Below are 15,159 nucleotides of genomic sequence, written 5' to 3' on the forward strand. Positions count from 1 at the left end.
TATGTGGGCCCGCCTGCTTGGCCCGTATCGCAGCCAGTATCCCAACCCGCTCCGGTTCCACACCGGCCAGATCGTCGAAGTCGGTGTACGTGACGAAGAATGGCCGGCCTTTGCCTGGGTGCGCACCACGGATGGGCGCGCCGGCTGGGCACCGGTCGCGTGGTTGCAGCCGCTTGATGAGGGTCGCGCGGAAGCCCTGCGCGACTACGATGCACGCGAGCTGGATGTGGAAAACGGCGAGATGGTACGGCTACATCACGAACATGGGGGCTGGTGGTGGTCCGAGCGCGCAAACGGCGCGACGGGCTGGCTGCCGGCCCGCGAACTGGAACTGCTGGAAGAGAACTGCACATGAGCCAGACCAAGAATTTCAACCTGCCCGACCTGGGCGAAGGCCTGCCGGACGCGACCATCGTGGAATGGTTCGTCAAGGAAGGCGACACGATCAAGCTGGACGAGCCGCTGGTATCGATGGAAACCGCCAAGGCCGTGGTCGAGGTGCCCTCGCCCGTCTCCGGCAAGATCCTGAAGCTGTCCGGCGCAGCGGGCGACATCATCCCGACCGGTGCCGTGCTGGCCAGTTTCGAGATCGACCCGAACATGCCGCAGCGTGCCGATGGCCAGGACACCGGCCACAGCCATGGCCATGCCGCACCCGCAGCACCGTCGCCCACGCCGAGCACCGGCCAGCCCGCTCCGGCACAGCCGGACAAGGTGGTGGCCTCTGACGAGGGGGGTGAGATCAAGGAAGGTGGCGAGCGCGATGACGCTGGCACCGTGGTGGGCGCGATGCAGAGCTCCAACACCGTGCACGCCGAACAGGCGGTGGCCGTGGGCGGGGTCAAGGCCGTACCCGCCGTGCGGGCCATGGCGCGCAAGCTGGGTGTCGACCTGTCGCGCGTGCGTGCCAGTGGCACCGACAATGCAGTGACGATGGCGGACGTGAAGCAGGCGGCCGCCGATGGCAGCGCCAAGGTCGGATCGGCACCTGCGCCGGCCGCCATGCAGGCGATGGCCGCACCGGCCCCGGCCCGCGTGGAAAGCCAGCGCGCGCCGATGTCCGCCGCCGGCAAGCCGATGCGCACCCAGCCGCCGGGCGTGGTCGCCAAGGGCCAGCCGGAGCAGCTGAAGGGCGTGCGTCGCAACATGGCCCGTGTCATGGCCGACGCGCACAGCAAGGTCGTACCGACCACGCTGAACGACGACGCCGACATCCATGCCTGGCAGCCGGGCACCGACATGACCGGCCGCCTGGTGCGGGCGATCGTGGTCGCCTGCCAGAAGGTGCCGGCGCTCAACGCCTGGTTCGATGGCGAGGCGCTGACCCGCACCCTGCATGCGCACGTGGACGTGGGCATCGCGGTGGACACCGATGACGGCCTGTTCGTGCCGGCCCTGCGCAACGCGGACATGCTGGACGCACGTGGCATCCGCGAGGGCGTCAACCGCCTGCGCGAGCAGGTGGAAGGGCGCTCGATCGCCGCCTCCGAACTGAGCGGCTACACGATCTCACTGTCCAACTTCGGCATGTTCGCCGGTCGCTACGCCACCCCGGTGGTCGTGCCGCCGTGCGTGGCGATCGTGGCCGCCGGTCGCGCCCGTCACCAGATGACCCCGGTGATGGGCGGCGTGGAAGCGCACAAGGTGATCCCGCTGTCGGTGACCTTCGATCACCGCGCCGCCACCGGCGGTGAGGCGGCACGCTTCCTGCGCACCATGATGGACGATCTGGCCCTGGCCAACTGATCTGGTAGGGACGGCCGCGGGCCGTCAACGAAACCCGGAAGGCGTAGCGGGCAGGTTCCTTTGCAGGGCAAGGGAACCTGCCCCAACCAAGCCCCCCCCGCTTGTCCGGTAGTGACGGCCGCTGGCCGTCAGCGAAACACTCGTGGGCTCAGCCCGCGAGGTCCCGCGCAGCCACCACGTGTTCGCCCGCCCGCGGCACCAACGCCGCTTCCACCAGCGTCGCTGCGATCTTCTCCGCCGGATTGATCCGCCAACCGCGCGGCAGCACCGGACCCAGCAGGCCCAGCACCTTCGATGCCAGATGTTCCCCTGTGCGCTTCTGCGCGCGCTCGCCGCCGATCAGCCCCGGCCGCACCAGGGTCAGCGAATCAAAGCCCAGCTCGCGCAGATCCTGCTCCAGGTCGCCCTTGACGCGGTTGTAGAAGAACCGCGAGCCCGCATCCGCGCCCGCCGCCGAATTGAGCACGAACGTCGCGGCGCCATGCGCATGTGCCTGGCCGGCAAAGGTGAGCGGGTAGTCATGGTCGATGCGCCGGAAGGCCTCGCGGCTGCCGGCCTGGGCCAACGTGCTGCCCAGCGCGCAGACCACCGCATCCACCGCCCACCACGGCGCGGTACCGGGCAGCTGCTCGAAATCCAGCACCGGGTTGTCCAGCTTTGCCGCGCTCATCGGCAGCGGGCGTCGCGTGGGCGCGATCAGCGCCGTGCAGCGCGTATCCTCCAACAGAATCTGCAGCGCCTGGCCACCCACCAGACCCGTTGCTCCCAGCAGCATCACCCGCATCGTCCTCTCCCATGGCGCGTTGCTGCCATCGTGAGGGCTGGACAGGTATAAAGCCAACGTCGACCGCGCCGATATGCTGTCACCAGCCCCCACCTCCCCACGGATCACCGCATGACGGACCGCCCTGTACCACGCCCTGCCGCCGGCACCCAACTCGGGCCGCTGGCGCATGTGCGTGCCGCACCGGCAACGTCCGATGCGGGCCCGCGCCGCGTCGATGGGCGGACGCTGCAGCAGATCTTCATCGGCGCAGAGCAGCCAGAGACGCTGCTGGCGGCGTTCGCCGACGGCATGGCGACCCTTCCCGGCGAGCTGGGCGACATGGGCGACCGCCTGCAATCGGCGCAGGCCAGCGCGGACTGGCCGCGCTATGGCCGGGCGATGCGCCAGCTGATCGACAAATACATCCGCACCATCGAACAGCATTCCCCGGCCGGCCAGCCCGACAGCGAGCGCCTGCGCGAGCAGCTGCGCCACGTGCTGGGCATCACCGTGGCCAGCCTGCTGCAGCACGACCCGCAGTTGCGCGAGCAGGCCATCACCCAGGCCGCCGCATGGAAGCAGTGGCAGCCCGGGCAGCCGCTGGATGGACTGGAAAACAACCTGCGCGAGCTGGGCCACCAGATCGGCGTACGCAGCGAGGCGTGGCAGGAACGCGACGAACTGCTGTTGGGCCTGTTCGACCTGCTGCTGGAAAACATCAGCGAGCTGCTGGACGACGGCGCGTGGCTGCACGGACAGATCGATGCGGTGCGCCAGCTGCTGGCCGGTCCTTTGGATACGGCGGCCGTCGAACGCACCCGCGCCGAGCTGCGCCAGGTGATCTACAAACAGGGCCTGCTCAAGCAGGGCATCGCCGATTCCAAGGCGGCCATGCGCGGGCTGATGGGCGATTTCGTGCAGCAGCTTGATGGCATGGCCAACAGCACCGGTGAGTACCACGATCGCATCAGCAGCTACGCGTTGGCCCTGCGCGAGGCGCGCAGCATCGCCGATCTCAACCAGCTGCTGCAGGGCGTGCTGCACGACACCGGTCGCGTGCAGCAGCAGGCCGCGCAGGCCCGCGATCATCTGGCCAATGCGCGGCTGGAAGTGGAAGTGGCCGAACAGCGCATCGCCCAGCTGGAGAATGACCTGCGGGAAGTGACCGATCTGGTCCGCACCGATCCCCTGACCGGCGCACTCAACCGGCGCGGCCTGGACGACCTGCTGCAATCCGAACTCGCCCGCTCATCGCGGGGCGGCAGCGCGCTGTCGGTGGCGGTGATCGACCTGGACGAGTTCGGCCAGACCAATTCCCAGTACGGTCACGCAGGCGGTGACGCCGTGCTTCGCCATTTCGTCAGTGTCTGCCAGTTGCTGCTGCGGGCCAGTGACAGCGTGGCGCGGCTGGGCGGCGACGAGTTCGTGCTGGTGATGCCCGATACCCCCGGGGCCGACAGCATGTCCACCCTGCAGCGCCTGCAGCGCTCGCTGGCGCAGCGCGTGCTGCACGTGCAGGAGCACCGCGTGCCGGTGCACTTCAGCGCCGGCCTGACGCAGTGGCAGCCGACCGACAGCGCCGACACCCTGCTGCGACGCGCCGACGAGGCCCTGTACGCGGCCAAGCGCGAGGGCCGCAACCGCGTACAGGCCGGTTGACCCGGTAGTGACGGCCGCTTTTGGTAGTGACGGCCGCCGGCCGTCCAGCTTTCAGTGTGCGGGCTTGCCGCGCAGCTTCTGCACCAGCATCACCGCCCCCAGCACCAGCGCGCCGACCACCAGGCCCACGCCCACGTTCACCAGCGCATTGATCAGCCAGGCCCACTGGCCTTCGCCGCCATGCTCCAGCACCCAGTGGTGCAACGGCGGCACGTTGTGCACCAGGATGCCTCCGCCGACCAGGAACATCGCGGCCGTACCGGCGATGGACAAGAACTTCATCAGCCACGGGGCACCGGCCACCATGCCGCGTCCGAAGGCGGCCACCGCACCGCCCTTCTTCGCCAGGTAGAGACCTGCATCGTCGATCTTGACGATGCCGCCGACCAGTCCGTAGACGAACACCGTCATCGCCACGGCCACCACGCTCAGCGTCAGCACCTGCTGCATGAAGGCCGCGCCGGAAGACACCACCACGCCCAGGGTCAGCACGATCACCTCGGCCGACAGGATGAAATCGGTGCGGATCGCGCCCTTCACCTTGTCCTTCTCGAAGGCCACCATGTCCACCGTGTCGTCGGCCAGCGCCTGCCGACGCTCTGCCTGCTTCGCTTCGTCTTCCTCGGCCGGGTGCAGGAAGCGGTGTGCCAGCTTCTCCACGCCCTCGTAGCAGAGGAAAGCACCGCCCAGCATCATCAATGGCACGATCAGCGGCACGTTGTACCCGCGGGATTTCAACCACGCCTCCAAGGCGCTGATCGCCAAGGCGGCCGGCACCAGGATCAGCTTGTTGACGAACGAGCCCTTGGCCACCGCCCAGATCACCGGCAGTTCGCGGTTCGCGCTCATGCCCGTGACCTGCTGTGCATTGAGCGCCAGATCGTCTCCCAGCACACCGGCGGTCTTCTTCGCGGCGACTTTGGTCAGGACCGCCACATCGTCCAGCAGTGTGGCGATGTCGTCGAGCAGGGTGAACAGGCTGGCACCGGCCATGGAGGGTCCATCATCAGAGGGGGAGGAAGAAGGCGGATTCTGACCTAAAAGGCGTGAATCCCAAAAGACACCACCGGATTCACCACTCCACCACCTTGCCCCCGCCACACTGGGCCTCCTGCACCATCGCGGAGTCCTGCTTGAACAACCCGCCTGCCGCGTCTGCCAACCCGCCGCTGATCACCGGCATGAACCGCCGCAGCCAGATCCTGCGGCTGTTGATGCGCTACCGCAATTCCGGCGTGTTCTCCGGCATGAACCTGGACGCTGCAGGCGCACCCGACGTGCCGCCGGACGGCAACCCGGAGCAGTTCGTCACCGACCTGGAATCCCTCGGCCCGACCTTCGTCAAGCTGGGGCAGATGCTCTCCACCCGGCCGGACATGGTGCCGGTGGAGTTCGCCACGGCGCTGGAGCGGATGCAGGAAAGCGTCGCGCCGATCCCGGTGGAGCGAATTCACGCCATCATCGAGAAGGAACTGGGCGCCACCGTCTCCACGTTGTTCGCCAGCTTCGACCCCGTTCCGCTGGGCTGCGCCTCCATTGCCCAGGTGCACCGTGCCACGCTGCGCGATGGCCGCGAAGTCGCTGTCAAAGTGCAGAAGCCCGAGGTCGCCGCGCAGCTGCGATCAGATCTGGAAGCGCTGCGTAGCTTTGCGCTGGCCGCCGACCACCTGACCCAGGTGGGGCGCCGTGTGCGCCTGCGCGACTGGTTGAACGAGTTCGCCAAAACCCTGATGCAGGAGCTGGATTACCAGGCAGAAGCAGAGAACCTGCAGCGCTTCGGCCAACACCTGCGACCGTTCAAGCCGCTGTGGGTACCGCAGCCCATCTGGGATTACTGCAGTCACCGCGTGCTGACGATGCAGCTGGCCGACGGCGTGCGCGTGGACATGATTCCCGATATCCGGCGCACCGAACACTCGATGGACCCGCTGGCGGCTGCGCTGATCCGCGGCTACCTGGACCAGATCTTCGTGCACGGCGAGATCCACGCCGACCCGCATCCCGGCAACCTGCGCGTGACCCACGACGGCCGACTGGCCATCTTTGACCTGGGCATGGTCGCGCATATGCCGCCGCGCCTGCGCGAGCGTCTGTTGAAGGTCTTGTTCGCCGCGGTGGATGGCCGTGGCGAGGAAGTCGCCGACGAGATCATCGCGATCAGCACGCGGCTGGAGTCGTTCGAAGAAGAACGCTACCTGCGCGAGACCGGCCAGATGATTGCGCGGTACGCCGCCAGCAATCACTACTCCGAAGGCCGCGTGGTGCTGGACATGGTGCGCATCGCCACCGCCAGCGGCCTGCGCACGCCGCCGGAGCTGAGCCTGATCGGCAAGGCGCTCTTGAACCTGGAAACGGTGTGCCGCCTGCTGTCACCGACACTGGATACGCGACGCATCGTCGAGAAGCAGCTGCAGCACGTGATGCGCGCGCGGCTGAAGAAATCACTGTCGGCGGCCAACCTGGCCAGCGAAGCGATGGAGGTGCAGGAACTGCTGCGCGTCGGCCCCCGCAAGATGACCGACATCCTCGCATTGCTGGCTGAAAACCGGCTGCAGATGAAGGTGACGGGACTGGAAGAATCGCGCCTGATGGAAAACCTGCAGAAGATCGCCAATCGCGTGTCGGCCGGCATCGTCACCGCCGCGCTGATCCTGGCATCGGCGCTGATGATGAAAGTGGACAACGGCGTGCATCTGTTCGGCTACCCCGCGATCGCGATGATACTGATGTTGATCGGCGTATTCCTCGGCTTGGGCATCATCACCAGCGCACTACTGTTCGACCGCCGCGCCCGCGCCCGCGAAGAACGCGGCCATCGGTAGAGCCAACGGGTAGAGCCGGTCGGTAGAGCCGACTTCAGTCGGCTGCTCGTGCACCACGCTCGATGCCAGCAGCCCGGTAGAGCCGACTTCAGTCGGCTGCTGGCGCATTACGGTTGATGCCAGCCGACTGAAGTCGGCTCTACCGATGCGCATCACCCCGCGCGCTATCGCGCGATTCACACCGACGCCACAAAGCTGACGATCTATCCACTTTTGTCGTTTTCGGCAAACATTTCAGTCAGGTTCGTGCAGGCATGATCGGGTCATCGGTCTGTCATGTTGTTGTGGTTGGCAGTCCGGTCGAGATGGACACGCGTCGGTACGACGTCCATCACCACCTCCGTCACTGCCGAATATGCCCATGCTCTGGATTTTGTTGCTTACGCTGTTCGTGCTTGCCTGGCTGTTGCTGGTTTCCAGTAAATGGTTGTGGTGGAAGGCCGGCCTGCTTTCGGTACTGCTGATCGCCCTGAGCACCTGGTGGCTGGTGGACCAGCTGTCCGGCGACGGATTGAATGCGGCCACGTTGTACCACTTGGGCGCCGATATGGAAGGCGCCGGTGTCTCCGATTTCAAGCAGGTCATCGCGGGCTACATTGCCCTGCTGCTGGTGTCCCTGCTGCCGTTTGCCCTTGTACGCATCAAGCGCTGGCAACGACCCGGCCGCGGCAAGACACTGTTCGCCAGCTTCACGGGACTATGGTTGCTGGCCGTGTGTGTCAGCCCGCTGTTCGCCGACGGCCAGCGTCTTTACTACCAGCTGCGCCCGGTCGATTTCGCTGAGATCGCCCCGGAATACCAGGTGCCGACGCAGCCGCTGCAGCGCCCGCGCAACATCGTCTGGATATACGGCGAAAGCCTGGAACGCACCTATCTCGACGAGAGCGTATTCCCCGGCCTGATGCCGAATCTCAACCGCTTGGCGGCGCGCTCGCTGGATGTGCGCGGTCTGGATTCGCCGGAGGGCAGCGGCTGGACCATCGCCGGACTGGTCGCATCGATGTGTGGCGTACCACTGACGACCGCGCAGGGCGATGAGAACAGCATGGACCGCATGGGCAGTTTCCTGCCCAAAGCCGTCTGCCTCGGCGACTACCTCAAGCAGCAGGGCTACACCAACCACTACCTGGGGGGCGCCAACGGTCAGTTCGCCGGCAAGGGGCAGTTCCTCGCCAGCCATGGCTTTGACGAAGTGCACGACCTTGCCTGGTTCAAACAGCAGAAGAAGGTCGGTCGCATCCATTACTCCGCGTGGGGCGTGCATGACGACGTGCTGCTGGATACCGCCTATCGCCGCTTCGAGCAGCTGTCGCGTGCGGGCGAACCCTTCATGCTCACCACGCTGACGATGGACACCCATCACCCGGCCGGCCACCTGCCGGTGTCGTGCAAGAACGAGCGTTACGAGAGCCCGCACGGCAACATCGGCCTGCTCAACGCGCTGAAGTGCACGGATCGCCTGATCTCACAGCTGGTTGAGCGTATCCAGGCCAGCCCGCATGGCAAGGACACGTTGATCGTCGTGTCATCCGATCACTTGGCCATGCCCAACGACCTCAGCCACGTGCTGGCCAAGCAGGAGCGCGAGAACCTGCTGCTGTTCGTCGGCAAGGACATCGAGCCGCGCCAGCTGCAGGTGGACGATGCCACCACGCTCGACAGCGGGGCGACCCTGCTCAGCCTGCTGGATCCTGCCATCCAGCGCATCGGCTTCGGCCGCTCGTTGATCGATCCGCAGCGACCGGCCAGTGCCAGCGTCGCCGCACGCAAGGACAACGGACGCGACTATCCCAAGTACCTCGCCTTTGCCCGCTCGTTGTGGCTGGGCGAGCCAACGCGCGAACTGCGCATCGACGACAGCAACCAGGTGATCGTCGGCGTGCAACATGTGCAGCCGCCGGTGCTGCTGGAGTACGACAAGGACTGGGCACTGAAGACGGTCTACCTGGAAAACACGTCGCGCCAATTCGATGAAGCCGACAAGGACAGCACGCTGGCTTATGTAGACCGCTGCACCGCCTTTGAGGATGGATCGGCCGACGGTGACTGGTGCGCGTTGCTGGTCAACCGCGAAAACGGGATCAAGCTGTATCGCGATGATGACCTGCGCGGTGGTGTGCAGGTGGATGCAGCGCTGGATGCCTTCGATGGTCCGCGTCCGAGCGTTCGCCAGGCCCACATGATCACCGACAAGGGCCGTCGTACCCGTGCTGGCCAGTACATGCTGGAACTGGTGGCCAGTACACAGCCGCAGCGGGGCTTCTGGATCGAAGCAGTGTCGTCGCAGCGGCAGGTGGTGCTCGCCCAGCAGTGGGTGCAGCCCGATGCGAGCGGCCGCATCAACCTGAGCTTTGGGTTGGATCATGAAGTGGATGATCTGGAGATCCGCGCATGGTTGAACCATGCCGAGAAGCTCGCCGTGGATACTTTTGCGCTGGTGCCATCGCGGCGTCCACGCGGATAGTGGGTCGAACGGCTGAGCCCCTCGCGAGTGGGGAGGCTGTATCTGGTGCTGGGCCGGGCGGTGGGGCTGGGCGGGGGACGGCAATAGCCGCATCCATGCGTGCCTCGTTTCGCGCCATCCATGGCGCTCAACGCCCCCGCCCAGCCCCACCACCCGGCCCTCTGACAGGTTTCGGTGCCCGCCACCCGCGCAGAAAAAATGAAGAAAGAGCGGTAGCGCCGAGCCGTGCTCGGCGGAATGTTCCCGCCAACGGCCCGCTGCGCTCGCCGACCGTGGGTCGGCGCTACCGATGTCCGCATGTCCGACGGCCCTCATGCCCGCGATGACCTGACGAAGGCAGCCGCGCCGAGCCGTGCTCGGCGGAATGTTTCCGCCAACAACCCGCTGCGCTCGCCGACCATGGGTCGGCGCTACCGATGTCCGCATGTCCGACAACTTCCATGGCCGCCATGACCTGTCGAAAGCGGTAGCGCCGAGCCGTGCTCGGCGGAGTGTTTCCGCCAACGACCCGCTGCGCTCGCCGACCATGGGTCGGCGCTACCGATGTCCGCATGTCCGACAACTTCCATGGCCGCCATGGACCTGTCGAAGGTGGGGCGGGGTGGGTTGGCGGGGGCGTTGAGCGCCATGGATGGCGCGAAACGAGGCCCGCATGGATGCGGCCCTTGCCGTCCCCCGCCAACCCACCCCGCCCCACCAGCACACAGCCCTGCAGCTATCGCCGTTGCTGTTGCCGTTGCTGTTGCCTTTGCTTGCTGCACTGGCTCCAACCCGAGCCGCAGACTCAACCTGCGGCGTCGGGGTCACGTACCAAGTGGATGTCCGTGGGCGCAGACAACGCGATATCCCGCGCGGCCAATTCCTGCAGCAGGGTGAAGAACAGGTCGCTGCGGGTGCCGTACACCTGCCGCGGACTGGGCACGTAGGCAAAGCTGTTGATCGCCACCTGGCCACCGCTGATCGAATCGATGAACACCGATGGCGCCGGGTCGCTCAATACGCTCGAATGCGCCTCGTAACTGTCCAGCAGCACCTGCTTCACCGCTGCCACGTCTGCATTCAACGGCAGGGTGAACTGGATCTGGATGCGGCCCTGCGCGCTGCCCATGGTCATGTTGCGCACCGTCTTGGTGATCAGCTCCGAGTTCGGCACGATCAGCGTCGACTTGTCGCCCACGGTGATCTCGGTGGAGCGCACGTTGATCCGGCGGATGTCGCCTTCCTGGTCACCGATCTTGATCCAGTCGCCGATCTTCACCGGCCGCTCGGCCAGCAATATCAGGCCGGACACGAAGTTCTGCGTGATCGCCTGCAGGCCGAAACCAATACCCACCGACAACGCACTGACCACCAGCGCCAGCTGCCCGAAGCCGATACCCAGTGCACCCAGCGCCCACAGCACCGCCAGGATGATGCCCAGATAGCGCGCCACGGTACTGATCGAGTTCTGCGCACCCGAGTCCAGCTCGGTCTTCGGCAGGTAGGTATCGACCAGCCAGCGCTGCAGGGCCTGCATCAGCGCTAGGCCGCCCAGCAGCACCACCACGGCCAGCAGGATCTTGCCGGGCTGCAGCCTGATGTCCGGGCCAATCGGGATGCCGTCCGACAGTGCCTCAACGCTGCCCATCACCGAACCAAGATTGCCGAACGGTGCGGTGAAGATCAGCAGCGCCATCAGCACCAGCGCGATGCGGCTGAACGCAGACAACAGCACGCCCGCCTGTTCCACCTGCGCCGCGCTCAAGCCGGTGGTCAGCACCACGGTACGGCCAACCCGGCTGTCCGGGTGCAACATCCACGTGCACAGGTCATCGGCGAATTTCAGCAGCAGACTGGTCGTCAGCGCGACGATGCCGCCCCATACCAGCTGCGAGGTCACGAACTTGGCGAAATTGAGATAGCCCAGCAGCGAGGCAATGATCGCCGCCACCACCACCACGTTGCCGGCGACGCGGGTCAGTACGATCCAGCCACTGCGCTGGGCCGGACCGCGTGCACGCGAATCGGCAGCCTGCGCTTCGGCACGCTCGGCGGCCTCGGCGGTCTGCCGCCGATGCAGGCGGGACAAGGTCACCAGCATGGCCATGATCAGGCACAGGTAGATCAGTGCGATCACCCCGTCCAGGGCGATGGTGTTGATCTCACTGGTGCGCGCCGCCCGGTCCACGGCCGCCAGCATGATGCTTACCCAGCTCACCACTGCCGCGCTCCACGCATACTTGCGCAGGTTGCCGGCGGCCCGGTCGTCCAGTTCCAGCAGCCGCCACGACGGGCGCTTCGGGGCCAGCAGACACGAGCTCAGCGCGACGATGAAGGCGGAGAAACACGTCGCCCCCAGGAAATAGTTGGACAGGGTTTGCAGACGCGGCGGGATGGCTCCCACCGCGTCCATCGCCGACACCAGCGCCCACGCAGCAAGCCCCGGCAGCAGCGTGCCGACCACCAACAGCCATACGGCCAGACCGGTGCGGCGCAGGCGGCCCTTGGGGGCATGCTCTGCGGCCGCGTACCGCCGTCCCAGCGCGCGCAGCCACAGTCGCACAGGGAAGAACAGCACCAGTGCAACGCCCAGGCCCAGCAGCGGCAGGCCCCAGCCCTTGCGCTTCACCGCATCGCGTACGGCGCCCGTCCCCAGCCGATAGAGGGCCAGCACCCGGGTGGTATCGGTCGGTGCCGTCGCCGCCACCTGTGCCCACAGGGCCGGTGACAGCGGCGAGGCCACTTTGCGGCCCAGCTCTTCGCTGAACTGGCTGGCGCGCAGTTTTTCTATGTCGGCGGTGAGCTGATTGGCGTTGACCACGGCCAGCTCGGCGCGCTTGATCGTGCCGTCTACCGCGTTGCGTTGCTTGGTCAGGCTCGTCCGCTGCACGGCCACTTCGCGGGCCTCGGTGCTGCCCTCGGCCACCTCGCCCAGCGGCACCAACTGTTCGGTCAGCTGCGCCAACTGCGGCTGCAGCGCCTTGGCCGCCGCATTCGCATCATCCTTGGCCGACTGCGCGCGCTCGCTCAGCGTCGCCAGCGTGTCGGGGGTCTCGGCGTCCTCCAGCGATGCCCGGGCGGCCTTCAGCGTGGCCTCCGCCCGGGTCACCTGCGCTTCGGGGGTCAGCTCGGCCGGCTCCTGCGCCAACGAGGGGGCACTGAGCAGGAACAGGAACATCAGCAGGCCGGCAAGGGCACCGCGCTTGGCTATCAGGCTGGAAAGAGACAAAACAAGGCACCGTCATGCACGGACCACCGCGCGTGCGCGGACTATACGACGACCCACGTGGTGAACGGATCAGTACTTCAGGCGCAGCTCTTCCACCTGCGGCTGCTGGGCCAGGTACCAGTCCTGGAAATCCTCTTCCGGGATCTCTTCCGGGGCATACACCGCAATGGGGTCCCACGCGTGGTCGGTCGGCAGCGGCTGGCGCGGACCGGCACGCAGCGTATAGGTCACGCCGTCGTGCTCCACCACGTCCTCGGCCTGCTCCCAGCGGGCGCGTTCGAAACTGGATTCGGTTTTCAGCAGGATCACCTGGTACATCAGCATCACTCCTTGGTACGTGCCATCAGCATGGGCCCGCACAGCGGCCCGTTAAAGCCATCCCCTGTTACGCAGCGTTGCGGCTACGCCACGAGAAGGCGGTTTCACCTGTCCATGTCGGCACGGGCGGCAAGGTGGCCTACCCCTTCAGGGACAAGACCCATGACCGCCCATAACGACCTCAAGACCGTCCCCGATCTCAAGCTGCCGCGCTACCTCGGCACCTGGTACGAAATCGCGCGCCTGCCGATGCGCCACGAGCCGGAGGCCTGCACCGATGTGTCGGCCCACTACAGCCTGCAGGACGACGGCAACATCCGCGTGCACAACCGCTGCCGCATGGAGGGCGAGATCGAGGAGGCCATCGGCGAAGCAAGCGTGGTCGACAATGACAGCGCCCGGCTTGCCGTCAGCTTCCTGCCCAAGGGCCTGCGCTGGCTGCCCTTCACCAAGGGCGACTACTGGGTCATCCAGATCGCGCCCGACTACAGCGTGTCGCTGGTCGGCAGCCCGGATCGTGACTACCTGTGGTTGCTTTCGCGTACCCCGCACCTGGACAAGACCATCCGCGATCATTATCTGGCCACTGCGCGCCAGCAGGGCTTCGATCTGTCCAAACTGATTGATACCCCGCACACCGGCAACCCGACGGCCTGATCCCATGGACCTGAAGAGTGGCTACCCGTACTGGTCCATCCGCAATGGGCTGATCCAGGCGTTTCCTCCGCTGGAGGCTGACCTGCACTGCGACGTGCTGATCGTAGGGGGAGGCATCACCGGCGCCCTGATTGCCGATGAACTGTCTGCCCACGGGCACGAGGTGGTGCTGATCGAACAGCGCGACATCGGCTGGGGCAGCACGGCAGCCAGCACGGCGCTGCTGCAGTATGAGATCGATACCCACCTGGTGGACCTCGCCAAGCAGTACGGCGAGGACGATGCCGCACTGGCCTACCAGGCCTGTGCGGACGCGCTGACACAGCTGCGCGAGGTGACATCCGGCCTGCGCGGGGTGGACTTCAAGCAGATGGACAGCGTGTACCTGGCCAGCAAGTCGCGCCATGTGGCGGTGCTGCAGGACGAAGGTGCCGCACGCCGACGACACGGCCTGGATGCGCGCTGGCTGGACAGCGACGCGCTGCGCGAGCGCATGGGCATGGATGGCGTCGGCGCGCTGCTGACTCGTCAGGCTGCCCGTGTCGATCCGTACTGCCTGACCTACCGCTTGCTGGAGCGGGTAAAACGGCGCGGTGGCCACGTGCATGACCGCACCGTGCTGCATGCCCTGCAGCCCACCACACGCGGCGTCACCGCCCGCACCGAATCCGGGGTGGAGATCCGCGCGAAGCACGTGGTGCTGGCGCAGGGTTACGCCAACCAGCAATGGCTGGACAAGCGCGTCGCGCGCAATCGCAGCAGCTACGCGTTGATCACCGACCCCCTGCACGAAGACCAACTGGGCGCGTTGGCCAGTACGATGGTGTGGGAGAGCGCACGCCCCTATCTCTACCTGCGCAGCACGGGCGACAAGCGACTGCTGCTGGGCGGCCTGGACGACACGGTGGATGTGCCCGCGCGCCGCGACCGGCGGGTGGACAGCAAGTCGAAGAAGCTGTTGAAAGGGTTGAAGCAGTGGTTCCCTGCGCTGGATCCCACCCCCGCGTTCGCGTGGGCCGGGACGTTCGCCGAAACCGCCGACGGGCTGCCCTTCTTCGGCGCGCACGCGCAATGGGGCCCGAGGGTGCAGTTCGCGATGGCCTACGGTGGCAACGGCATCACCTATTCGACGATCGGCGCCGGGCTGCTGCGTGCCAACATCGAACGCCGACGCCACCCGCTGCAAGCATTGTTCTCGTTCGAGCGGCTGGAACGCTGACCGCCCGTACGACACCCTGACGGTAGCGCCGAGCCACGCTCGGCGAGCAACGCGGCGCCTTCTCCATCAGCCGCCGGCCGTCCGGCCCCGCCCGGGCCACCACCGCACGCTACCGCTGACCGCCAATACGACACCCTGACGGTAGCGCCGAGCCACGCTCGGCGAGCAACGCGGCGCCTTCTCCATCAGCCGCCGGCCGTCCGGCCCCGCCCAAACCAACACCGCACGGCTACCGCTGACCGCCCGTACGACACCCTGACGGTAGCGCCGAGCCACGCTCGGCGAGCAACGCGGCGCCTT

11 protein-coding genes are annotated in these 15,159 nt (G+C 66.6%); 7 read left to right on the plus strand and 4 right to left on the minus strand.

Annotated elements, in window-relative coordinates; genetic code table 11:
* Position 1: 1 nt before the first annotated feature.
* Positions 2-355, plus strand: coding sequence for an SH3 domain-containing protein (locus IFT65_RS16955; RefSeq protein WP_192082564.1), 354 nt, complete (start codon positions 2-4; stop codon positions 353-355).
* Complete coding sequence (locus IFT65_RS16960) at positions 352-1,746, plus strand: dihydrolipoamide acetyltransferase family protein (protein WP_192082566.1); 1,395 nt, start codon at positions 352-354, stop codon at positions 1,744-1,746. The genes IFT65_RS16955 and IFT65_RS16960 overlap by 4 nt, the downstream gene beginning before the upstream one ends.
* A 148-nt stretch (positions 1,747-1,894) precedes the next feature.
* Here the strand turns inward: IFT65_RS16960 and IFT65_RS16965 are convergent, their stop codons facing one another.
* On the minus strand, positions 1,895-2,530 hold the full coding sequence (locus tag IFT65_RS16965; RefSeq protein ID WP_192082568.1) for an NAD-dependent dehydratase: 636 nt from the start codon (positions 2,528-2,530) through the stop codon (positions 1,895-1,897).
* Positions 2,531-2,641: 111 nt separating this feature from the next.
* On the opposite strand from IFT65_RS16965, the gene IFT65_RS16970 reads away from it, so the two are divergent.
* Positions 2,642-4,171, plus strand: a complete 1,530-nt coding sequence (locus tag IFT65_RS16970; protein ID WP_192082571.1) for a GGDEF domain-containing protein — start codon at positions 2,642-2,644, stop codon at positions 4,169-4,171.
* Between the two features lie 51 nt (positions 4,172-4,222).
* On the opposite strand, the gene IFT65_RS16975 is transcribed toward IFT65_RS16970, so the two are convergent.
* The gene (locus tag IFT65_RS16975) at positions 4,223-5,164 is read right to left on the minus strand and encodes a DUF808 domain-containing protein (RefSeq protein ID WP_188325292.1); all 942 of its coding nucleotides are present in this window, start codon (positions 5,162-5,164) and stop codon (positions 4,223-4,225) included.
* A 188-nt stretch (positions 5,165-5,352) separates the two neighbouring features.
* Here IFT65_RS16975 and IFT65_RS16980 point away from each other — a divergent pair, with 188 nt between their 5' ends.
* Positions 5,353-6,993, plus strand: a complete 1,641-nt coding sequence (locus tag IFT65_RS16980) for an AarF/UbiB family protein (RefSeq protein ID WP_342365904.1) — start codon at positions 5,353-5,355, stop codon at positions 6,991-6,993.
* 361 nt (positions 6,994-7,354) lie between these two features.
* Positions 7,355-9,457, plus strand: coding sequence for a phosphoglycerol transferase I (locus IFT65_RS16985; RefSeq protein ID WP_192082575.1), 2,103 nt, complete (start codon positions 7,355-7,357; stop codon positions 9,455-9,457).
* A 784-nt stretch (positions 9,458-10,241) separates the two neighbouring features.
* Here IFT65_RS16985 and IFT65_RS16990 read toward each other — a convergent pair.
* Entirely contained in the window at positions 10,242-12,614 is a 2,373-nt protein-coding gene (locus IFT65_RS16990; protein WP_192082579.1) for a DUF3772 domain-containing protein, read from the minus strand.
* Between the two features lie 120 nt (positions 12,615-12,734).
* Positions 12,735-12,983: a hypothetical protein gene (locus IFT65_RS16995; protein WP_188325295.1), complete on the minus strand. Its 249-nt coding sequence runs from the start codon at positions 12,981-12,983 to the stop codon at positions 12,735-12,737.
* Positions 12,984-13,145: 162 nt separating this feature from the next.
* On the opposite strand from IFT65_RS16995, the gene IFT65_RS17000 reads away from it, so the two are divergent.
* Positions 13,146-13,640 (plus strand): lipocalin family protein, encoded by a 495-nt coding sequence (locus tag IFT65_RS17000; protein ID WP_188325296.1) that lies wholly within the window; start codon positions 13,146-13,148, stop codon positions 13,638-13,640.
* Between the two features lie 4 nt (positions 13,641-13,644).
* A complete protein-coding gene (locus IFT65_RS17005) occupies positions 13,645-14,859 on the plus strand; it encodes an FAD-dependent oxidoreductase (protein WP_192082577.1) in 1,215 nt (404 codons plus the stop codon).
* The last annotated feature ends 300 nt before the right edge of the window (positions 14,860-15,159 follow it).

It is taken from the genome of Stenotrophomonas sp. CFBP 13725 (genome assembly GCF_014841935.1).
Lineage (GTDB): Bacteria > Pseudomonadota > Gammaproteobacteria > Xanthomonadales > Xanthomonadaceae > Stenotrophomonas.

Bases quoted from the DNA above. Each gene is read 5' to 3' on its own strand.
- IFT65_RS16980 (WP_342365904.1), top strand. From the start codon at position 5,353: ATGAACCGCCGCAGCCAGATCCTGCGGCTGTTGATGCGCTACCGCAAT.
- IFT65_RS16955 (WP_192082564.1), top strand. From the start codon at position 2: ATGTGGGCCCGCCTGCTTGGCCCGTATCGCAGCCAGTATCCCAACCCG.
- IFT65_RS17000 (WP_188325296.1), top strand. From the start codon at position 13,146: ATGACCGCCCATAACGACCTCAAGACCGTCCCCGATCTCAAGCTGCCG.
- IFT65_RS16985 (WP_192082575.1), top strand. From the start codon at position 7,355: ATGCTCTGGATTTTGTTGCTTACGCTGTTCGTGCTTGCCTGGCTGTTG.
- IFT65_RS16975 (WP_188325292.1), bottom strand. From the start codon at position 5,164: ATGGCCGGTGCCAGCCTGTTCACCCTGCTCGACGACATCGCCACACTG.
- IFT65_RS16995 (WP_188325295.1), bottom strand. From the start codon at position 12,983: ATGTACCAGGTGATCCTGCTGAAAACCGAATCCAGTTTCGAACGCGCC.
- IFT65_RS17005 (WP_192082577.1), top strand. From the start codon at position 13,645: ATGGACCTGAAGAGTGGCTACCCGTACTGGTCCATCCGCAATGGGCTG.
- IFT65_RS16960 (WP_192082566.1), top strand. From the start codon at position 352: ATGAGCCAGACCAAGAATTTCAACCTGCCCGACCTGGGCGAAGGCCTG.
- IFT65_RS16990 (WP_192082579.1), bottom strand. From the start codon at position 12,614: ATGTTCCTGTTCCTGCTCAGTGCCCCCTCGTTGGCGCAGGAGCCGGCC.
- IFT65_RS16970 (WP_192082571.1), top strand. From the start codon at position 2,642: ATGACGGACCGCCCTGTACCACGCCCTGCCGCCGGCACCCAACTCGGG.
- IFT65_RS16965 (WP_192082568.1), bottom strand. From the start codon at position 2,530: ATGCGGGTGATGCTGCTGGGAGCAACGGGTCTGGTGGGTGGCCAGGCG.